We start from the raw sequence: 20,867 nt of genomic DNA on the forward strand, positions 1-20,867 counted from the left end.
GCTAGCGGTCGAGGAGGCTGCGGAGCGCCTCGATCAGGCCGGTTCCGGCGGTCGCGCGCCGCCAGGCGATGTAGCCGTCCGGCCGGATCAGGAGGCAGCCGTCTTCCTCGATGCGGCTGATCCGTGCCCAGTCGCCGTAGGAGTCGCGGGCCTCGGACGAACCGATGGTCACCGTCCTCAGGTCCAGTCCGAGGTCCGCACCGGCTTTCGCGGCGGCGTCGCACCAGGTGCCGCCGGTGAGTCCAGTGAGGACAGTCCAGCGGCCGCGGCCGACAAGATCCAGTGTGGACACTCGACGGCCGTCCGTTCCGACGAGCCAGACGTGCGGCAGTTTCGCGCCCGGAGTGGTCGTGGGCCGGTGGTACAGCTCGGGATCCCGCACCGCCGCCGGCTCGGTGCCATCCGGGAGCACGGCGTTCGACACGTAGCGCTGGTCCATCTCCACGCCGTGCGCGTTGAACTCGTAGTTCTTCAGTTCGATGGCTTCCCGCAACTGCTTCCGGCGGAGAGCGCCGTCTTCGGTCGCGGCGGTGCAGGCGGCGAGACCGGCGGCGATGGCGTCCGAATCGGTGTCGCCGTCGATGCCGAGCGCGGCGAAGATCGGCGCGAACTGGTCGCGGCTGAGGTTCGCCCGGTCCACGATCTGCTTGCCGACCGGCGCTCGTTCGTCGCTGTAGCTGTCGAGAAGTCCTTCGCCCGCTTCGCCGCGAACGACCATCGCGAGCTTCCACGCCAGGTTGTACGCGTCCTGGACCGAGGTGTTGGACCCGAGCCCGTTGGACGGCGGATGCCGGTGCACCGCGTCGCCCGCGCAGAAAACGCGGCCAGACGAGTACCGCGTGGCGTAGCTGTGGTTGACCGTCCACAGTGAAGTCGAGGTGATATCCACCGGCAGGTCCGGATCGCCGACCAGGTCCCGCACGATCCGGGCCGCTTCGGCTCCGTCCACTTCGGGCGGTGCCTGTGCGATGTCGTAACCCCAGGTCAGCAGCCATTCGTTCCACGGCCGGACCATTCGCACCAGACCCATCCCGATGCCGCCGAGGTGCGCGCCCGGACGCATCACCCAGTACAGCACGCTGGGCCGGTGCGCGACGTATTTGGAAAGGTCGGCGGTGAAGGTGATGTTCATGCTGCCGGCCTTGCCGGACTGGCCGTCGATCGGCAGTCCGGCCTGCTCAGCGACGCGGCTGCGGGCACCGTCCGCGCCGATCAGATAGCGGGCGCGGAGAGTGAACTCGTCGCCGCGGACCCGGTCCAGCAACCGTGCGGTCACTCCGTCCGCATCCTGGGTGAAGTCGAGGAATTCCGTGTCCAGGCGCAGTTTCGCTCCACGCGCGGCGGCGTTCGTCGCCAGGATCGGTTCCAGGTAGGTCTGCGGCAGGTCGATCATGTGGCACGGGCTTGCCGAGGCGTACTCGGTGGCGGAGCGGTCCGCGGTGCCCCAGCTGGCGATCCGGCCGATCTCGTCCCCGGCGAGCGACGTGCACAGCACGGTGTCGCCCATCAGCTCCGGGGGAGTGCCTTGCGCGAGCGCCTGGTCTTCGATGCCGAGGTCGCGCAGGACCTCCATGGTCCGCTGGTTGGTGATGTGCGCGCGGGGCGTGTGCGCCATCCAGCCGTATTTGGTCGCGAGCACGGTGCGCACGCCGTAGGTCGCGAGCAGCAGCGCGGCGGAACCGCCTGCCGGGCCGCTGCCGACCACGAGGACATCGGTGTCAAAGCTGGTCATTGCTGGTCCCGGGGGAGATGCGGAAGGTGAAGTCGAGGCGGCGCCAGGGTTCGCGCCCGTCCGGCGCGGGGCCGGTCTGCTCGGCGAAGTCGACGATCAAGCCGTCCTTCACGCCGAACACGGTGTCCGAGTCGAGGTAGTCGCCGCCGCGGACGAACAGCTGGGTCACCAGCGTGCGGTAGCCCGGTTTGGCGATCATGAAGTGGATGTGCGGGGCGCGGTAGGGATGCCGTTCGGTGGCGGCCAGCATGCCGCCGACCGGGCCGTCGTCCGGGATGGGGTACGCCGACGGCACGATCGTCCAGAACCGAAGCCTGCCCTCGGCGTCGGTGCGGAACCGGGCGCGCAGCACGGGTCCGTCCACGTCGGGCAGCTGAACGTCGTAGAAACCGTCCTCATTGGACTGCCACACGTCGACGACCGCGTCGGGCACGGGGGTTCCGTCCGGTTCGGTCACCTGGACATCGGTCCACAGTGGAGTACCAGGCAGTCCTTCGGCGAGATCCGCGCCCTGTTCGGTTTCCGGCGGCCCTTCGACGTAGAACGGACCCAGCACCGCCGACGGTGTGGTGTCCGGCGTGCGCGAGTTCGTGAGCACGTCGACCACACTCGAAACGCCTAGGGTGTCCGACAGCAGAATGAATTCCTGCCGGGTGTCCGAGCTGATCTGCCCGGTGCGGGTGAGGAAGCCGATCGCGTATTCCCACTCCTCCTGGGTGAGATCGGTGCGCACGACGTAGGAATGCAATGTGCGGACCAATTCGGACAGCAGTTCGCGCAGCCTCGGGTCCGGCGTGGCAGCGAAACTGTCCACGACCTCTTGCGTGAGCCCGCGCAAATCCGGCGGAGTGCCTTGCGCCGGGGCTGGACGGGTGCCGGACCACGCGTGCCGCAGCAGGTCTTCGATGCCGTCCCGGGTGAGTTCGCGGGGATTCGGATACGGCGCGGCGGTGGCCAGCTCGGCGGCCTTGGCGAGATCTCCCTCGGCGAGACCGATTTCGGCCAGCGAATGCGGCACCGGAAGGCTGGCGATCAGATCGAACACCGCCGTCGGCGCGTCCGGTGCACCCAGCGTTTCGGCGATCCGCCGCATCGCCTCGGGAGCGTTCGGAGCGTTGTACGCCATGGCGTGCGGAAGGACGATGGTGTGCGTTTCCGCGTGCGGCAAGCCGAAACTGCCGCCGAGGGTGTGGCACAGCTTGTGGTGCAAGCCCATCCCGACCGAGCCGAGGCACGAACCGGCCAGCCACGCGGCGCGCAAGGCGTCCGTCCGAGCGTCCACATCGGACGGATCGGCGGCGATCCGCGGCAGCGCGGAAGCCAGCAGCCGGATCGCTTCGAGCGCGAACTGGTCGACGATCGGGTTGGCCTGCGCCGAATAGAGTGCTTCGACGGCGTGTGCCATCGCGTTGACGCCGCTGGTCAGCGACGTCGGCACGGGCAGGCCGAGAGTGAGGTCGACGTCGTAGACGACTACCTCGGGCAGCACCTTCGGCGACGACTGGGTGGTCTTGCGCCCGTCGGCGGTTTCGCCGACCACCGGCGTCATCTCGGACCCGGCATAGGTGGTGGGCACGATGAGCTGCGGGAGGTCGGTGCGCAGAGCCAGCGCCTTGGCCAGTCCGGTCGCGGATCCGCCGCCGATCGCGACTACGCAGTCCACGGAATGCTCGGCGACCAAGGCGAGCGCACGTTCGGTGACCTCGACCGGGGTGTGCATCGTGGGCTCGCCGAAGCGTGCGGCGAGCAGCGGGCCGAGTGCCGCCGCGGTCTGGTCGGCGGCCGCGGTGGCGGACTTTCCGGCCACCAGCAGCACCCGGCTGGCCCCGAGCCGTCGCACCTCCTCGGGGACGATCGCGAGCGTGCCGCTGCCGAACACGACCCGGGCCGGGTTGGCGGTGTAGGTGAACATCGACGGTCCTTCCACGCGGGTACGTCGAGTATCCGGGTGGCGAAGGCCGGGCGCCTGCACAGACGTGCTGAGCGGGCTGCACGAAACGCGCGCGTCAGCCGTCCCGGCGAAGCGCGGCGGGCGTCGTGCCGAGCTGGGCGCGCAGGACCCGGGTGAGGTGTTCCTGGTGGGAGAACCCGCAGCGCACGGCGATGTCCGCGATCGGTTCGGTCCCCGTGCGCAGCAGCAACCCGGCTTGGTCCACGCGCAGCCGCAGCAGGTAGCGGTGCGGCGGCAGCCCGGTGCGGGCCTTGAACCGCCGGGCGAACCGGCTGACGCTCAACCCGGTCGCAGCGGCCAGTTCAGCCAGCCCGAGCGGTTCGGCCAGGCGTTCGTCCATCAGCTCGCGCACCTGGGCGAACTGCCGGTCCGTCAGGGCCTCGACCGGCCGCGCCGCAGCGGGTGCGCTCCGACCGGCCCGGTGCTGGCGCGCGAGTTGCGCGGCGACGAGCGCGCCGAGCTGATCCGCATACGCGCGAGCGCCCGGCTCCCACTCCCGTACGACGCTGTCGAGCGCGAGAACGAGCTGTTCGAGCAGCGGGTCGACGCTGCCTAGTTCATCGGCCAGCCGGACCGGAGCGTCCGATCCGGCGGCCTCCTGCACCGCCGAATCCGGCAGGTACACGTGCAGCGTGTCCAGCTCGCCGCCGAGTTCGACGGACAGTTCCTGGTGCGACGGCTGGAGGAAGAGCCCGCCCGCCGGGATCCTCCGGCTGCGCTCGCCAGGGGACCCGACACCGCGGCGGACGGTGATCGGACCGGCGAGGTGCAGGATCAGCTGATGTGTGCGGGCGGGCCCGAACTCCGCGCGATACGGCCGTTCGCGCTGTTTGGACAGATAGATCCGGTCCCAGCCGAGACCCGCGCTGGTGCGTTCCGGGCGGATCCACGGCAGGGAAAGGATGCCGTTCGTGTCGGCAGGCCCGAGCTCGCCCACGGCGTCCTCCTCTTCGAGGGTCCCGTGGGCGAGGGTACCTCTCAGAGCGGGTTGAACACTCCCAGCGGAGCGGTGCAGAACGGCCCGCCCAGGTATTCGGCGGCCACCCCGGTCGGCGCGGGCTTGCCGGCCAGCTGCTCGGCGTAGACCTCGGCGTTGTCGTGGGACTTGTAGCCCAGCGCTTCCGCTTCGGCGAGCGAGTAGACGCGGCGGGTGTTGTCCGAGACGCCCCAGATCAGCCGGTAACCCGGCGACGGCGCGCTCAAGCAGGCCTCGAACAGCCGGGCGCCGTCGTCCGGGGACAGCCAGGTGGACAGCCCGCGCGGGCCGAGCGGCAGCGGCGTCTCGAAGCACGAGCCGATGCGGATGACGATGACGTCCATGTCGAAGCGCGACGCGTAGAGGCTGCCCAGCGCTTCGATCGCGGCTTTGCTTACGCCGTAATAAGTGTCCGGCCGGGGACTGGAGTCGGCGGGGTGGCCGTTCTCGCCTGCCTCGTCGTTGCGGCGGAAGCCGACGGCGTGGTTGCTCGACGCGAGCACCACCCGGCGGATCCCGGCTTCGCGCGCGGCTTCGAGGACGGTGTGCGTGCCGTTGATGTTGACGTCGAGCGTGTCCTTCCACGACGCCTCGCGGCTGAGCCCGCCCAGATGGAGCACCGCGTCCGCGCCCGCGCAGGCAGCCGCCATCGCCTCGGGGTCGGTGACCGAGCCGGTCACGATCTCGACCGCTTCGCTGTCCTCGGCGGACGGCTGCTCGGCGAGGTCGAGCAGCCGCAGCACCCGGCCTTCACGGCGCAGCCGCGGCCGCATCAGGGTGCCGACGACGCCGGCCGATCCGGTGATCAGCACACGCTGGTCTGGCATGGAGTTCCTCTCAGGAAAGCCCGCGGGCGGGCGACACGGATGGCGGCGGTCAGCGGATGCCGGCGCGGCGCAGCTGCTCGCCGAGCTCGGCGGTGGTTTCGGCCAGCAGCTCGCCGACGCGCTCGACGTCGGCGTCGGTGACCTTGCCCAGCGGCATCGAGCAGCTCATCGCGTCGGTGCCGGGGATGCGGTACGGGATCACCGCGGCCACGCACCGGACGCCGAGCGTGCCCTCTTCGACCTCGGCGGCATACCCGCGTTCCCGGGTGCGCGCGAGGTCGGCGTGCAGCGCGTCGAGCGTGGTGATGGTGTTCGGGGTGAGCGCGATCAGCTCTTCCGGCATCAGCGCCTCGACCTCTTCGTGGGTCAGCTCGGCGAGCAGCGCCTTGCCCAGCGCGGTCGCGTGCGTGGGCAGCGTGCGCCCGACGCGCGAGATCAGGTGCGTGGAGTGCTGCGACTCGCGCGTCTCCAGGTAGACGACCTCAGTCCCGTTGCGGCGCGCGAAATGCGCGGTGAAGCCGGTCTTCTCGCGGATGCGTTCCAACGCTTCGGTGGCGTAGGGGACGATCGCGTCGCGGTCGAGGTACGCGGTGCCGCAGATCAGCGCGCGCACGCCGAGCCGGTAGCGCGCGGAGTTCGCGTCAGCCTCCAGCCAGCCCGCGTCCAGCAGAGTGCGCAGCAATCCGTGCAGACTGGAGCGAGGGAACCCGGTGCGCGCATGCAGATCGGACAGCGACAGCCACACGTCGTTCGCGGCGAACGTCTCGATGAGGTCGATGGCGCGCCGCGCCGACTTCACGCCCGCGGACTCCGCGGGAGCGGTGGCGGGGTCCGTCTTCTGCGCCATGCGCGTCCTCCAACCGGGCCGTTGACTTGTGAGTCCGGCCATATTAGCGTCCCGAACAACGTTCTTGTGGGTGAACATAGTCACGATAGCAGACTCCATTCAAGAATGTGAACATTGGAGCGAACACTGATGGCACAGATCGAGCTGGACGGCTTGCTGGCGTTCCCGCTGACCCCGTTCACCGAAGACCTCGAGCTCAACCTCGACGGGTTCGCGGAGAACGCGGAGAGCCACATCGCCGCCGGTGCGGGCGCGCTGTTCGTCGCGTGCGGCACCGGGGAGTTCAGCTCGCTGTCGGTCGACGAGGTCGCCGCGCTGCTGGCGAAGGCGCGCGAGGTCGCGAACGGCCGCGTGCCGGTGTGGGTCGGCGCGGGCGGCGGCGCGGCGGGTGCGCGCGCGGGCATCGCGGCGGCGCAGGCGGGGAATGCCGACGGGGTGCTGCTGCTTCCGCCGTATCTGGTCACCGGGCCGCAGGACGGGCTGGTCGACTACGTGCGCTACGCGATCGGCGACACCTCGGTGCCGGTGATCGTGTACCACCGCAGCACCGGCGTGTTCACCGCGCCGGCCGCGGCGAAGCTGCTGGACATTCCGTCGGTGGTCGGGCTCAAGGACGGCTACGGCGACGTCGAAGCGATGACCCGGATCGTCACGACGATCCGCGCGCTCGGCACCCAGCGGTCCGCGGATTTCTTGTTCTTCAACGGATTGCCGACCGCCGAGGTGTCCGCGAAGGCGTACGAGGCGATTGGCGTCGCGCGGTACTCCTCGGCGGTGCACTGCTTCGCGCCGGAGATCGCGCACCGCTTCCACCGTGCGCTCGCGGAGAACGACGACGCGACGATGGACGCGTTGCTCGCCGGGTTCTACCTGCCGCTGGTGGCGTTGCGCGACGAGACGCCTGGCTTCGCGGTGTCGCTGGTGAAGGCGGCCGCCCGGTTGCGCGGAGACAAGGTCGGCACCGTCCGGCCGCCGTTGATCGAGCCGACGCCCGAGCAGATCGACCGGCTGGGCAAGGTCGTCGAGAACGGTTTCGCCGTGCTGAAAGGCCTCTGATGAAGATCCGGGACGTGGTGCTGACCCCGGTCGCCTTCGCGGACGCACCGCTGCTCAACGTGATGGGCGTGCACGAGCCGTTCGCGTTGCGCAGCGTGGTCCAGGTGGTGTGTGACGACGGCGTAGTGGGCCTGGGCGAGTCGTACGGCGACGCGGCGTTCCTCGGCGAGGTGCGCAAGGTGCTGCCGGAACTGGCCGGACACGACATTTTCGACCTGCCCGGCCTCAAGCGGATCATCGCGCGCGAGCTGGCCGGAACCGTGCTGACCGACGAACACGGGCTGATCGGCGGGTTCTCCATCCGCAAGACGATCGCCAGCGTGTACTCGCTGTTCGAGGTCGCCTGCCTGGACGCGCAAGGACAGTTCCTCGGCCGTCCGGTCGCGGACCTGCTCGGTGGCAAGGCCCGCGACGCCGTCGACTTCTCCGCGTACTTGTTCTACAAATACGGCGCGCACCTTGGTGCGGATGAGGACAGCTGGGGCGACATCCTGACGCCGGAGGCGCTGGTCGGTTCGGCGAAGCGGATGGTCGACGAGTACGGCTTCCGTTCGATCAAGCTCAAGGGCGGAGTTTTCCCGCCAGAGCAAGAGATCGACGGGATTCGCGCGCTCGCCGAGGCGTTCCCCGGGCACCCGCTGCGCATCGACCCGAACGCGGCGTGGACGCCGGAAACGAGCATCCGCGTGGCGGCCGAACTCGACGGCGTGCTGGAGTACCTCGAAGACCCGACGCCGGGGATCGAGGGCATGGCGCGGGTCGCGCGCGAGGCGAGCATGCCGTTGGCCACCAACATGTGCGTGGTCAATTTCGGCGACCTGGAGCCCGCCTTCCGGGCGCGGGCGATCGGCGTTCTGCTGTCCGACCACCATTTCTGGGGCGGGATGCGCGACACCCAGGCGTTGTCGGTGGCCTGCGAGAGCTTCGGTGTCGGGCTGTCCATGCACTCCAACAGCCACCTCGGCATCAGCCTGGCCGCGATGGTGCACGTCGCGGCGGCGACCCCGCATCTGACGTACGCCTGCGACACGCACTGGCCGTGGAAGACCGCCGACGTGATCGAGCCGGGCGTGCTGAATTTCGTCGACGGAGCGGTGGCGGTGCCCGACCGGCCGGGCCTCGGGATCACGCTGGACCAGGACGCGCTCGCCAGGGCGCACGAGGACTATGTCCGATGTGGACTGACCAAACGGGACGATGTGACCTACATGCGCAAGTACACGCCCGGCTTCGAGCCGAACACGGCGAGGTGGTGAGCCGGTGAAGGTGACCGGATACGCGTATCCGTGGGACGTGCTAGACGACGCCGCGTTCGTCGATCGGGTGCGGGACCTCGGCGTGGACGAGGTCGCGGTGGCTTTGGCCTACCACAGTGCCCGAGCCGCGACGCCGTGGTCGGCCGAGCGGACGTCGGTGGTCGCGCGGACCGCCGCGCTCTACCGGCCGGTGCGCGCGGAAGCCTGGTCGGGCCGGGATCTCGTCCCGGCGACACCGGATTGGGTCTCCGCGCAGGACAGCGGCGGCGACGCGGTCCGGCGGCTCAACTCGGCGGGAATCCCCGCTGCGGCGTGGATCGTGCTCACGCACAACTCGCAGCTGGGCACGGAGTTTCCGCAGTATGCCGTGCGCAACTGCTTTGGCGAGACGTACCCGTGGGCGTTGTGCCCGGCGCAGCCAGCGGTACGCGAGTACGCGGCGACGCTGACCGCGGAATCCGTTGCGGGACTGAAGCTTTCGTCCGTTCTGTTGGAAGCGTGCGGCCCGCTCGGCGGGGTGCACCAGCATCAGCACGAGAAGACCGACGGCGTGTGGGCCCCGGCTACTGCGCGGCTGTTGTCGATCTGCTGCTGCGATGCCTGCGCGGAGGGCTGGACAGGTCTCGATCCGTCGGACGTCCGGGAAACCCTGCGTGCTGAGGTGCGGCGGTTGATCGCGACGGCGGATTTGTCGGTGGCCGAGGATAGACTTCCGGATGAGTTGAAGGAAAAACTGCTTTCCGGACGGCAGCGGTCGACCGATGCTTTGCGTGCCGCAGTTCTGGCCGTACTGGAGCCGGGCACGCGGATCGTGTTGCACGGCGCGCTCGACCCGTGGGTCACCGGCGCGCTGCCGGGCTTGACCCCGACGGCCGCCGAGGACGCGGAGACGGTGGTGCTGCAGAACTGGGCACCGGGCCAGGGCAGCGTCGACGCGGTCGCGGCCGCCCGGCAGGCGTTGCCGGAACGGGTCGCGATCGGCAGCTACATCACCGCGGTCGCGGCGAACGCGGTGCCGGACATCGAGGCGTACGTGACCGAGCTGGCCAAAGCCGGTGCGGCCGAACTGCACCTGTACCACTTGGGCCTCGCCGGGCCCGCGCGGTGGCCGGACCTGCGCGCTGCTGCCGCTGCTGCGCGGTCGGTGTCCTGAGAGCTGTTTGACGAGGAGATGCGTTGAGCCGCGTGACTTCCGTTTCGGAGTGGGGAAGGGTGCTGGCTGTCGCTCGGCTGTTCGCTGGATGCGCGCGTGTCGGGCGGGTCGGGTGGTTGTCGGCTGCTGAGCGCTTGGCGTCCGGGAGCCTGTTTGATGGGGAGATGTGTTGAGTCGCGAATCTTCCGCTCTGGAGTGGGAAGGCGTGCTGGCTGTTGCCCGGCTGTTCGCTGGATGCGTGCGTGTTGAGCGGGTCGGGTGGCTGTCGGTTGCTGAGCGCTTGGCGTCCGGGACTCTGTTTGATGGAGAGGTGCGTTGAGTCGCGAATCTTCTGCCCTGGAGTGGGAAGGCGTGCTGGCTGTCCCTCGGCTGCTCGCTGTATGCGTGCGTGTCGGGCGGGTCGGGTGGTTGTCGGTTGCTGTGCGGTCGGTGTCCGGGAGCCTGTTTGATGGGGAGATGCGTTGAGTCGCGAATCTTCCGCTCTGGAGTGGGAAGGCGTGCTGGCTGTCACTCGGCTGCTCGCTGTATGCACGCGTGCCGAGCGGGCCAGGTGGCTGTCGGCCACCGCACGCTCGGCGTCCTGAAATCTGTTTGACGAGGAGATCCATTGAGCCGCGAAACTTCCGCCACGGAACTGGAAAGCGTCCTGGCCGCCGCCGCGGCAGCCGCCCGGCCGTTCGCCGAAAGCACGCCAGCCGAGCGGGCTGAGTGGCTGACCGCCGCCGCGGACGCGCTCGACGCGGCCGCCGACGAGCTGATTCCGCTGGCGCACCAGGAAACCCGCCTTCCCGCCGCGCCGCGGTTGAAGGGCGAACTCGCGCGGACCACGTTCCAGCTGCGGCTGTTCGGCGAAGTGCTGCGGGACGGAGAGTTCCTGGGCGCGACCGTCGACCACGCCGACCCGGACTGGCCGATGGGCGCGCGGCCGGACCTGCGTCGCGTGCTGGTTCCGATCGGGCCGGTGCTCGTGTTCGCCGCGAGCAACTTCCCGTTCGCGTTCAGCGTCGCGGGCGGCGACACCGCTTCGGCACTGGCGGCCGGATGTCCGGTGGTGCTCAAAGCGCACCCCGGGCACGAAGAACTCTCGACGCGGACCGGCGAGATCGTCGCCCGGGCGCTGGTCGCCGCCGGTGCGCCAGAGGGTGCGTTCGCGGTGATCCACGGAGTCGAGCAGGGCGTCACGGCGCTCAAGGACCCGCGAATTTCCGCCGCCGCGTTCACCGGTTCCGTGCCCGGCGGGCGGGCGCTGTTCGACATCGCGGTGTCGCGGCCGACGCCGATTCCGTTCTACGGCGAGCTGGGCAGCGTGAACCCGGTCGTCGTCACGCCGGGTGCGGTGGCCGCGCGCGGCGAGGCGGTGGCGAAGGGCTACGCGGGGTCGTTCAGCCTCGGCGCGGGTCAGTTCTGCACCAAGCCGGGTCTGCTGTTCCTGCCCGAGGGGCACGGCTTGGACGACGCTCTGCGCGAGGCGGTCGGCGCGGTGGCGCAGCAGGAAATGCTGAACGACCGCATCGCGGCCGGGTTCGCGCGGAAGCTCGCGGACCTGCGCGCGGTGTCGGGCGTCGAGCCGGTCGTGGAAGGCTCGCAGGACGGCGACGCGTTCACGCCGTCGCTGCTGGCGACCACCGCGAAGGAATTCCTGGCCGGGGGAGAGGCGGTCCGCGAGGAGCACTTCGGTCCCGCGTCGCTGATCGTCACCTACTCCGACCAGGCCGAACTGATCGAGGTCCTGGACAGCCTCGAACCCGGCCTCACCGCGACGGTTCAGGGCGAGGACGGCGACGCCGACTTCGTGCGCCCGCTGCTGCCTTCGCTGACCCGGCTGGCCGGACGGCTGCTGTGGAACGACTGGCCGACCGGCGTCACGGTCAGCTGGGCGCAGCAGCACGGCGGCCCGTACCCGGCGACGACCGCGCCGACCACGACCTCGGTCGGCACCGCCGCGATCGAACGCTTCCTGCGTCCGGTGGCGTGGCAGAGCTTCCCGGACGCACTGCTGCCGGAAGCCCTGCAGGAAGCGAACCCGTGGCAGCTGCCGCGCCGTGTCGACGGAGCGCGCTGAGCAGAACCCCCTCGTGCGGGGCGGTCCCGGCGATCGCCCCGCACCTCCAACCCCACTGGGAGGCACCGTCATGCCCGTGAACCGCAGAACCGCACTGCGTGGCGGTGCCGTCGCCGCCGCGTCGGCCGCGCTCGCCCTCACCGCGCGCCCGGCCTTCGCCGCACCCTCCGCCGACCCGTTGAAGACCATCGTGGCCGGGTACCGCGAACTGCAGACGGGCATCAACCGCCCGTCGCCGGAACGCACCGCCGCGCTGAAAAACCTCGGCCGGGTCGCGAAGTCGTACTACGACGCCATGTCCGTGTCCGGTAATGGTCCACTGTGGACGGACCTGCCGCTCGGCCCGGGCAGCGACTACACCACGTCGATGTACGCCCGGCTGCGCGCGATCGCCGTCGACTGGGGAACGCCGGGCAGCACGCTTTCCGGAGACCCGAAGGTGCTCGACGGGATCAAGAAGGCGCTGGAGCTGATCTACGCCAGCCAGTACAACCCGCAGATCGGCGAGATCGGGAACTGGTACACCTACGAGATCGGCGTGCCGTACTACCTGCTGCACATCCTCGTCACGGTCGCCGATCAGCTGACCGCCGACGAGCTGGCGCGGTATGTCAGCCCGATCAAGCGGTTCGTCGGCAACCCGAACCTGCGCGCGAACAACCCGAAGATCGTCGAGACCGGCGCGAACCGCGCGGACAAGGCGCTGATCTCCATCGTCTCCGGTGCGCTGACCGGCGACACCGCCTGGATCCGCACCGGCATCGACGCGATCACCGACGTCGCCGGCGGGGGAGCGGCGAGCGTCCTGGCGAAGCTGAACCGCGCGGCGGGCGACGGCTTCCACGCCGACGGCTCGTTCATCCAGCACGACACCATCCCGTACCCTGGCCACTACGGCATCGTCCTGCTGACCGCGCTCGCCGGGACGATCCACGTCACCGAAGGCACCGAGTACGCGCTGCCGGACGACTTGAAGCAGAAGGTGTACGCGCTGGTCGGCGACACGTTCGCGCCGTTCGTGTACGCGGGCGCGCTGATGGAGCCGGTGCGCGGGCGGATGCTGTCGCGTCAAGGCGAAACCGCGCACGACATCGGACACCAGCTGACGGTCGCGACTTTGGTCCTCGCGCGGTCGGCGACCGGGACCGTGAAGTCCGAGCTGTCCGGTCTCGCCGCCAAGTGGATCAAGGAAGGCACGTACGCGCCGTTCCTGGAAATTCCCGATCCCGAACGGTTCGCGCCCGGCCCGGACCTCGTCGCGACCCCGGGCATCGAGTTCGCCCAGGAAATGCTCGCCGGATCGGTGCGGCCCGCGCCGATCGTCGCGACGCACCGGATCTTCGGCCAGCAGGACCGGATGGTGCACGTGACCGAGGGCTGGTCCGCCTCCCTCGGCGTCGGCTCCACGCGGATTTCGCGCTACGAGTCGATCAACGGGATGAACCTGCACGGCTGGCACGTCGGCGACGGGGTGCTGTATCTGTTCCTTCCCAACGCGAAAGGCCACTACTCGGACGCCTATTGGCCGACCGTCGATGCGTCTCTGCTGCCTGGAACCACCGCGAAGGCCGGTCCTCCGGGACCGCTGGCGGCCACGCCGTTGACGCCGAAAGCGCACGTCGGCGGCGTGCGCTGGGACGCCCGGCACGGGGCGTACGCGATGGATTTCGTCTCCGAGGACGGTTCCCTGACCGCGAAGAAGTCCTGGTTTTTCACTCCGGCGGGCATTGTTTGCCTCGGCGCCGGGATCACTGACACGTCCGGGCAGGCGGTGCGGACGACGATCGAAAACCGCAACCTCGGCGAAAACGGACGCGGGACGCTGCTGGCCGACGCGCGCGTGGTGGGCGATTCGAGCACGCTGCACCGGCCGCGCTGGCTCCACCTCGACCACGTTGGCGGATATGTCCTACTCGACGACGCCGAGGTCACCGCGCTGCGCGAAGAACGGACCGGCGCGTGGCGCGACGTCGACACCGGTGCCAACACGAAGGGCACCACGACGCCGAACACGCGGCGCTACCAGAAGCTGGTGATCGAGCACGGCGCGAAGCCGGTGGATGCGAAGTACGCGTACGCGGTTCTGCCCGGCGCGTCGGTGGTGGGGACGGTCGCGTCGGTGCTCGCTTGGCGCGTCCGGGCGAATACGGCCGCTGTCCAGGCCTTGCGGCTGTGGGATAACACACTGCTGGCAAACTTCTACAGTGCGGGTACGGTAGACGAAGTATCCGTTTCAGGACCGGCTTCGGTGGCGCTCGGCCGGAACAGCCTCGCTGTTTCCGACCCGACGCAGCTGCAGGACAGCGTCCGCGTGACGGTGAGGCGGCGCACGGTGGAAGTTCCGCTCAAGGACACCTTCGGCGCCACCACGGTGGTTTCCCTGCGGTGAACCCGGTTTTCCCCGCCGGGCCGGTGGTTCCCGGCCTGGCCCGGCGGGGCCCCACTTGAGTCGGCCCTCGCCGTAAGGTGAGCGGAGCTGATTCGCGCGGGGAGGATTTCGTGGCGCATTTCGATGTCCTGGTCGTCGGTGCCGGGCTGTCCGGCATCGGCGCGGCCTGCCGGCTGAAGCAGCAGTCGCCGGACCGGACGTACGCCATCCTCGAAGCGCGGGACACGATCGGCGGAACCTGGGACCTCTTCCGGTACCCGGGCGTGCGCTCCGATTCGGACATGTTCACGCTCGGCTACCCCTTCCGGCCGTGGCGCAAGGACCAGGCGATCGCGTCCGGCGCGGAGATCCTCGAGTACCTCCGGGAGACCGCCGCCGAGCACGGGATCTTCCGGCACATCCGGTTCGGACACCGGGTGGTCAAGGCGTCCTGGTCGTCGTCCTCGGCCCGCTGGACGGTGGAAGCCTCGCACGACGGCAAGGTCGTCGTTTTGACCTGTTCTTTCCTGTACTTGTGCAGCGGCTACTACAGCTACGAGAACGGCCACGTCGTCGATTTCCCCGGCCGCGACTCGTTCCGCGGCGAGATCGTGCACCCGCAGTTCTGGCCCGGCGATCTGGACGTCTCCGGCGCACGAGTGGTCGTGATCGGCAGCGGCGCCACCGCGGTGACCTTGGTGCCGGAACTGGCCTCGGCGGCGAAGTCGGTGACGATGCTGCAACGCTCGCCCAGCTACGTCCTGGCCCGGCCGTGGACTGATTCCCTCGCTCGCCGGTTGCGCCGGATCCTGCCTTCGCGGCTCGCTTACCACGTCGTGCGCGCGAAGAACGTCCTGGTGGCGACGCTGCTCTACCAGGTTTCCCGGCGGCTGCCCCACCGCACCGCGGCGTACCTGCGAGACGCGGCGGAGAAGCAGCTGCCCGCCTCGATCCCGGTCGATCCGCATTTCTCGCCCCGATACCGGCCATGGGACCAGCGCCTGTGCCTGACCCCTGGCGCGGACTTCTTCCACGCCCTCCGCAGCGGAAAAGCGGACATCGTCACCGACCGCATCGACCGGTTCACCCCCGACGGCATCACGCTCGAATCGGGCGCGCGACTGCCCGCGGACGTGGTCGTCACCGCGACCGGACTGCAGGTCGTCGCGTTCGGCGGCATCGAGCTGAACGTGGACGGCGAGCCGATCCGGCCGCCGGACCAGCTGGTGTACAAGGGAATGATGCTCGGCGGGGTGCCGAACCTGGCGTGGTGCATCGGTTACGTGAACGCCTCCTGGACGCTGCGGTCGGATCTCGTTTCCCGGTACGTGTGCCGCGTGCTGAACCACATGTCCCGCAACGGTTTCGACACCTGCGTGCCGCGCCCGCCCGCACTCCCCGCGACCCGGCGGCGACCGATCATGGACCTGACGTCCGGCTATCTCACGCGCGCCGCCTCGGCCCTGCCGCGCCAGGGCGACCGACGGCCGTGGCTGATGCGGCAGAACTACGTGCTGGACGCCGCGGACCTGCGGCTGAGCCGGGTTGACGACGGGGTGCTGCGGTTCAGCCGGGCGGCGGCTGGGCGCGGCGCTTGACCTTGGTGGGTTTCGGCTCTGCTGCGGCTTTGGTCATGATGTGGCGGTGGTGTCCTCCTTCCGGGCTGTTGTGGTCGGTTGGGGGTGGGAAGGTCGTGCGGTCCAGCTATGGCCCTTCCGATTCGAGATGGCCGGTCGGCGGTGGCTGGCGGGTGGACGTTGCGCTCCAGCCAAGGCTGGTGACGGTCCTTCTGGCTTGACGTGGACGGGTTGGCGGTGGCCGGGTGGAGGCATTGCGCTTTAGCCGCGCTCCTTTTGGTCTGCCCTGGAGGGTTTGCGGGTGGCTGGCCGGAAACCGCCACGTTCGAGCCACGGTTCTTCCGGACTGACGTGATCGATCGGGGCGGCGGGGCAGGGGTGAACTGCTCCGGTCACGGTCCTTTCGGACTGAGGAGGCCGTTCGGCAGTGGCCGGGCGGGAGGACGTTCGCTCCGGTCGAGCTCCTTTCTGTCTGCTGTGGCGGGTTTGCGGGGTGGCTGGGCGGGAACCGCCGCGCTCCGGTCAGGCTCTTTCTGGTCTGCCCTGGCGGGTTCGCGGGTGCCTGGGCGGAAATCGCCGCGCTCGAGTCATGCTCTTTCTGGTCTGCCCTGGCGAGTTCGCGGGTGGCCGGGCGGAAATCCCCGCGCTCCAGTCAGTCTCCTTCCGGGCTGCCCTGGCCGGTCGCGCGGCCGCCGGGCAGGAACCAGCACCGTCCTCCCTCGCTCTCCCTCCCCACCGGGCCGGGCATCCGGCGACCCGGCGGCAAACCGCTGCCGCCGCACTCATTCCGGCCAGGTGCGTCGGGGGCCGGTCAGCACCCCCACTCTTTGTCCAGGTCGAGGTTCTCCCGGCGCTGGGTGAAGGAGAACCAGTTGCCGGAATCGTCGCGGAAAATGGCCTCGGTGCCGTAAGGCCGCTCCTGCGGCTCCTGCACGAACTCGACCCCGCGCGCCTTCAAGGTCTGATAATCGGCGTGCACGTCGTCGGTCGAGAAAACACCGGCTCCCAGCACACCCTTGGCCACGAGTTTCTTCAACGCCTCGGCGGATTCCGGGTCGAGCGCGGGCGGCCCCGGGACCATGAGGGTGATCTCGAGATCCGGCTGATCCTTCGCCCCGACCGTGAGCCAGCGCATCCCGCCGTCGCCCGCCGTCAGGTCGGTGCGGACCTCCAGGCCCAGCTTCCCGACGTAGAACTCCTTGGCCCGGTCATGGTCGAGGACCCAGACGTTGGCGATGGACAGGCCCTTGATCACAGCTCGCTCCTTGTGCCCGGCGGACGTCGTTCGCCCGCTCTCCAAGATCAACCGTAGTTACTGCCAGGGCCGCCGTGCTTCTCGAAAATTGCGGTCCTCCGCGCTGCCGCCCGGCGGTCGCAGAGGTGGCGTTTTTGTCAGACCTGTCTGGAATGCTCCGGGCATGGACATGACGCTGCAGTTGACGATCGACTGCTCCGATCCGCAGAAGATGGTGGCCTTCTGGGCCGAAGCGCTCGGCTACGTGCCCGAGCCTCCGCCGGCCGGGCACGACACGTGGCGTGCGTACTGGACGGCGATGGGAGTGCCCGAAAGCGAGCTGCCGCCCGGTGCCGGGGACGTCCCGGAGTCGATCGTCGATCCTTCAGGACGAGGGCCGCGGGTGTGGTTCCAAGAGGTTCCGGAGCCGAAGGAAGCCAAGAACCGGTGGCACTTCGACCTGAAAGTCGGCGGCGGCCGGGACGTTCCGCTGGACGTCCGTGCGCAGCGCGTCCAAGCCGAGGCGGACCGCCTGGTCGCAGCCGGTGCCACGGTGCTGCGGATCAACGACGAACCGGACCAGGGGCTTTACGCCGCTGCCATGCAGGACCCCGAGGGCAACGAATTCGACATCGTGTGATCCGTGCGGCGGCGGGGTCGGTTGCAGCCGCTCGTTGCTCGGTAAGACCGGCACCGTCGGATCGGCCAGCTGGGTGCGGCTCGTCCGTTGTGCTGGCAGCCAAGCCTTCGCTCTCTCGACACCGGCCGAGACCGCTCCGGTTCAAGGTCGTCCGGTGCTCAGGAACCGCTTTCGGAGGGTTTTGCCAGTCCTTTGAATCCGCCGTGCCACAACAGGGCGTAACAGCCCGGGATCAGTGCCGAGTTCTGGCTGAGGTGGCGGGCACGGTATTCGCTCGGGGCGAGGCCGGTGTGTTTCCGGAAGCTCGCCGAGAACGATCCGAGGCTGCTGAACCCGACCAGCGTGCAGATTTCCGTCACCGACAGGTCGGCGGTCCGGAGCAGGTCCTCGGCCCGCTCGATGCGGCGGCGGCTCAGGTACTGCCCGGGGGTCTGCCCGTACACGCTATGGAAGAGACGCACGAAGTGGTAGCGCGAGTATCCGGCGTGCGCCGCGATCGCGTCCAGGTCGAGGGGTTCGGCCCAGTCGCGGTCCATGGCGTCCTTGGCCAGGCGCAGCTGCCGCAGCTGCGAGAGGTGGACTGCGGGTGCCGAGCCGGGGGTGATTCCCATTTCCCGATGGTGGCATATCCGAGGGCGAGTTGGGACGGCCGGGAAGGGGCTGGCTGCCTGGGAGCGCGACGGCGTCCGCGCGCCGCAGGGCTGGGGCAGCTGGAGAAGGTCGCTCCTTCGCAGGGGTGGACTGGGCTGGCGCGGAACTGTGTGGGCGCGAGCGTGCGCCGCAGGGTCGGGGCCGCCCGAAGGAGATCGCTCGTGCGCTGGGGGCGGCGGTGCTGGACTGGGCGCGGAACTGCCCTGGGGGCGCGGGCCGTGGCAGTGCCCTCGGACCGTCGGGGAAGGCCTCTCGCCTGGCGCGGCAGCGACGTCGGAAAGGCTGGCCCCGGCGTGAGCGCGATGGCACCGCGAGGTGGCACCTGCCTGTGGAGCGGCAGGGAGCACAGGCTGGCCACCTCGCGCTACCTGCCTCGCCGGAAGGCGGGGGTCTCCACCCGACCTCCACCAGCGAAGGGTCAGCAGCACGCGGTCACTGCGCCGTCGCTGAGGCGGCCCAGCGGCTCAAGTCCTCCCTTCGAAGGGCGGCAGCCATCAGATCCGGGAAAAGATCCGGCGTGCAGGCGAAAGCGGGCACCCCCAGTTCGCTGAGCGCGGCAGCGTTCTCGTGGTCGTAGAACGGTGCCCCGGAGTCGGACAGCGCCAGCAGCGTGACCACCTGCACCCCGGAGCCCACCAGATCGGCGACGCGGCGCAGCAGGTCGTCTCGCACTCCGCCTTCGTACAGGTCGCTGATCAGCACCAAGAGGGTCTGCTCGGGACGCTCCACCAGTCCTTGGCAGTACGCCAACGCACGGTTGATGTCGGTCCCGCCGCCGAGCTGGGTGCCGAACAGGACGTCGACCGGGTCGTCCAGGTGGTCGGACAGGTCGGCGATTGCGGTGTCGAAGGCGACGAACTTCGTGCTCAGGGCCCGCATCGAGGCCAATGCGGCACCGAAGACGCCGGAATACACCACGGATTCCGCCATCGAGCCGGATTGGTCGACGGCCAGGATCACGTCTCGCCGGACGCTTTGCTCCCGGCGGCCGAAGCCGAAAAGCTGTTCGGGCACAATGGTTTTCAGCTCGGGAGAATAATGTTTCAGGTTCCGGCGGACGGTGCGGTTCCAGTCGATGTCCGCGCCTCGGGGGCGTTGGGTGCGGGCGGCGCGGTCCAGTGCGCCACGCACCGCTGCGCGGGTGCGTTCGGCCAAGCGTTCTTCCAGTTCCGTGACGACTTTGCGCACGACGGCGCGTGCGGTTTCCTTCGTCTCTTCCGGGAGGACATTGTTGAGGGACAACAGGGTTCCAACCAGGTGGACGTCCGGCTCCACGGCGCTGAGCAGCTCCGGTTCCAGCAGCATCCGGGTAATTCCCAGCCGGTCCACGGCGTCGCGTTGCATGACCTGGACGACCGAGCCGGGGAAGTACTTCCGGATGTCGCCCAGCCAGCGCGCGACTCGCGGGGCGGAGGCTTGCAGGCCGCCGCTTCGTTCGCCGCCGCTGCGCGGGTTCTTGGGGCGTTCGTCGTAGAGGGCGGCCAGCACGCTGTCGACGCCGGCGTCCCCTTCGGACAGTGCGTGGCCGGTGCCGTCGGAATCCCCGCCCAGCACCAGGCGCCAGCGGCGGAGGCGTTCGGGATCGGTGGTCACGAGGCGGCTCCCAGGAGGGTGGCGAAGACCGGCAGGGCGGCCGCGGCGCGGGACTCGTCCAGGTCTTCGGCGAGCGTCGGTGCGGCCGGGCGGGTGCCGGACAGAGTGGCGGCGCGTTCGCCGATGGCGCGTTTTTCCGGACCGGCGAAGGCGCCGAAAGTACGGCGCAGCAAGGGAAGCACCTCGGTGAAGACCTCGGGCGGGATCGAGGCCAGCCAGGTGTCGACCACGCGCAGCATGCGTTCGTCGTGGACCAGCAGGAGCGCGCCGCCGGAGAAAAAGCCTTCGACGTAGGCCGCGCCGTCGGTCGGGGCGATGCCGGGGGTGAGCATGCGGCCCAGCCGGAGTTCGACCTCCGAGCCGTCGAGCAGGTCGGCGTCGTGCAGGAGGCGCACGATCCGGCCCGCCAGAAGCGGTGGCAGTGCCTCACGGGTGGACAGCCGGGCCAGGGCGGTGAACCAGCGGTCTCGGGCGACGTCGCCCAGGAGATCGGTGGCTTCGTGGACATCGTCGACGAGTTTGCTGAACTGTGCCGCGGCCTCTTCGTCGATGCCGTGCACGGCGGGCGGGAGACCGGCGCAGACCCGGATGAGGATCCGGTCGGCGACCTGCTGCAGTTGCGCGGTATCGGTGCCGCGGACGTCGCCGTAGCGGGTTGCCCGCGCCAGGGGAGGCAGGGCGGCCATGAGGTGCGCGACGTCCGCGTCGGCGGCGGCGCGGGTGTCCAGGGCAGCAAGGGTTTCCGGCAGGGCGTCGCCAAGGTCGGCCAGGAGGCAGCGTTCCACCGCGGCGGTGATGTCGGCGAGCGGAGGAGATTCGGCGACGGTTTCGCGCACTACCGCGGTGGGGGGGGGGGGGGGGGGGGGGGGGGGGGGGGGGGGGGGGGGGGGGGGGGGGGGGGGGGGGGGGGAGGGGGGGGGGGGAGGAGAGGGGGCACGCGCGAA

Annotated in this window: 16 protein-coding genes; 7 read left to right on the forward strand and 9 right to left on the reverse strand. The window is 69.8% G+C overall.

The window, feature by feature from the left end; all coding sequences use genetic code 11:
• Nucleotide 1 precedes the first annotated feature (1 nt).
• The 5 genes from ACZ63D_RS40490 to ACZ63D_RS40510 all read right to left on the reverse strand — a co-directional run bounded on the left by ACZ63D_RS40490 (nt 2) and on the right by ACZ63D_RS40510 (nt 6,333).
• Nucleotides 2-1,732 (reverse strand): FAD-dependent oxidoreductase, encoded by a 1,731-nt coding sequence (locus ACZ63D_RS40490; protein ID WP_465359630.1) that lies wholly within the window; start codon nt 1,730-1,732, stop codon nt 2-4.
• Nucleotides 1,719-3,644 (reverse strand): maleylacetate reductase and hydroxyquinol 1,2-dioxygenase domain-containing protein, encoded by a 1,926-nt coding sequence (locus tag ACZ63D_RS40495; protein WP_465359631.1) that lies wholly within the window; start codon nt 3,642-3,644, stop codon nt 1,719-1,721. The genes ACZ63D_RS40490 and ACZ63D_RS40495 overlap by 14 nt, the downstream gene beginning before the upstream one ends.
• Before the next feature lie 94 nt (nt 3,645-3,738).
• The gene (locus ACZ63D_RS40500) at nt 3,739-4,620 is read right to left on the reverse strand and encodes a helix-turn-helix domain-containing protein (RefSeq protein ID WP_465359632.1); all 882 of its coding nucleotides are present in this window, start codon (nt 4,618-4,620) and stop codon (nt 3,739-3,741) included.
• A gap of 41 nt (nt 4,621-4,661) precedes the next feature.
• A complete protein-coding gene (locus ACZ63D_RS40505; protein ID WP_465359633.1) occupies nt 4,662-5,486 on the reverse strand; it encodes an NAD-dependent epimerase/dehydratase family protein in 825 nt (274 codons plus the stop codon).
• Between the two features lie 49 nt (nt 5,487-5,535).
• On the reverse strand, nt 5,536-6,333 hold the full coding sequence (locus ACZ63D_RS40510) for an IclR family transcriptional regulator (protein ID WP_465359634.1): 798 nt from the start codon (nt 6,331-6,333) through the stop codon (nt 5,536-5,538).
• A gap of 129 nt (nt 6,334-6,462) precedes the next feature.
• Here ACZ63D_RS40510 and ACZ63D_RS40515 point away from each other — a divergent pair, with 129 nt between their 5' ends.
• From ACZ63D_RS40515 to ACZ63D_RS40540, 6 genes are all read left to right on the forward strand, one after another.
• Entirely contained in the window at nt 6,463-7,389 is a 927-nt protein-coding gene (locus tag ACZ63D_RS40515; protein WP_465359635.1) for a 5-dehydro-4-deoxyglucarate dehydratase, read from the forward strand.
• Nucleotides 7,389-8,645 (forward strand): glucarate dehydratase family protein, encoded by a 1,257-nt coding sequence (locus tag ACZ63D_RS40520; RefSeq protein ID WP_465359636.1) that lies wholly within the window; start codon nt 7,389-7,391, stop codon nt 8,643-8,645. Before ACZ63D_RS40515 ends, ACZ63D_RS40520 begins: the two co-directional genes overlap by 1 nt.
• Nucleotides 8,646-8,649: 4 nt before the next feature.
• Nucleotides 8,650-9,798 (forward strand): hypothetical protein, encoded by a 1,149-nt coding sequence (locus ACZ63D_RS40525; RefSeq protein WP_465359637.1) that lies wholly within the window; start codon nt 8,650-8,652, stop codon nt 9,796-9,798.
• A gap of 607 nt (nt 9,799-10,405) precedes the next feature.
• A complete protein-coding gene (locus tag ACZ63D_RS40530) occupies nt 10,406-11,860 on the forward strand; it encodes an aldehyde dehydrogenase (NADP(+)) (protein WP_465359638.1) in 1,455 nt (484 codons plus the stop codon).
• Nucleotides 11,861-11,930: 70 nt separating this feature from the next.
• Nucleotides 11,931-14,249 (forward strand): polysaccharide lyase 8 family protein, encoded by a 2,319-nt coding sequence (locus tag ACZ63D_RS40535; RefSeq protein ID WP_465359639.1) that lies wholly within the window; start codon nt 11,931-11,933, stop codon nt 14,247-14,249.
• A gap of 110 nt (nt 14,250-14,359) precedes the next feature.
• Nucleotides 14,360-15,826: a flavin-containing monooxygenase gene (locus ACZ63D_RS40540; RefSeq protein ID WP_465359640.1), complete on the forward strand. Its 1,467-nt coding sequence runs from the start codon at nt 14,360-14,362 to the stop codon at nt 15,824-15,826.
• Nucleotides 15,827-16,616: 790 nt separating this feature from the next.
• Here the strand turns inward: ACZ63D_RS40540 and ACZ63D_RS40545 are convergent.
• A complete protein-coding gene (locus tag ACZ63D_RS40545; protein ID WP_465359641.1) occupies nt 16,617-17,060 on the reverse strand; it encodes a VOC family protein in 444 nt (147 codons plus the stop codon).
• 163 nt (nt 17,061-17,223) lie between these two features.
• Between ACZ63D_RS40545 and ACZ63D_RS40550 the strand changes: the two genes are divergently transcribed.
• Nucleotides 17,224-17,679, forward strand: coding sequence for a VOC family protein (locus tag ACZ63D_RS40550; RefSeq protein ID WP_465359642.1), 456 nt, complete (start codon nt 17,224-17,226; stop codon nt 17,677-17,679).
• A gap of 158 nt (nt 17,680-17,837) precedes the next feature.
• Here the strand turns inward: ACZ63D_RS40550 and ACZ63D_RS40555 are convergent, their stop codons facing one another.
• The 3 genes from ACZ63D_RS40555 to ACZ63D_RS40565 form a co-directional block, all read right to left on the reverse strand.
• Nucleotides 17,838-18,290 (reverse strand): helix-turn-helix transcriptional regulator, encoded by a 453-nt coding sequence (locus tag ACZ63D_RS40555; RefSeq protein WP_465359643.1) that lies wholly within the window; start codon nt 18,288-18,290, stop codon nt 17,838-17,840.
• A gap of 472 nt (nt 18,291-18,762) precedes the next feature.
• A complete protein-coding gene (locus ACZ63D_RS40560; RefSeq protein WP_465359644.1) occupies nt 18,763-19,923 on the reverse strand; it encodes a VWA domain-containing protein in 1,161 nt (386 codons plus the stop codon).
• Nucleotides 19,920-20,759, reverse strand: a complete 840-nt coding sequence (locus ACZ63D_RS40565; protein ID WP_465359645.1) for a DUF5682 family protein — start codon at nt 20,757-20,759, stop codon at nt 19,920-19,922. The genes ACZ63D_RS40560 and ACZ63D_RS40565 overlap by 4 nt, the downstream gene beginning before the upstream one ends.
• Nucleotides 20,760-20,867 lie beyond the last annotated feature (108 nt).

Source organism: Amycolatopsis sp. NPDC104775 (assembly GCF_055583325.1).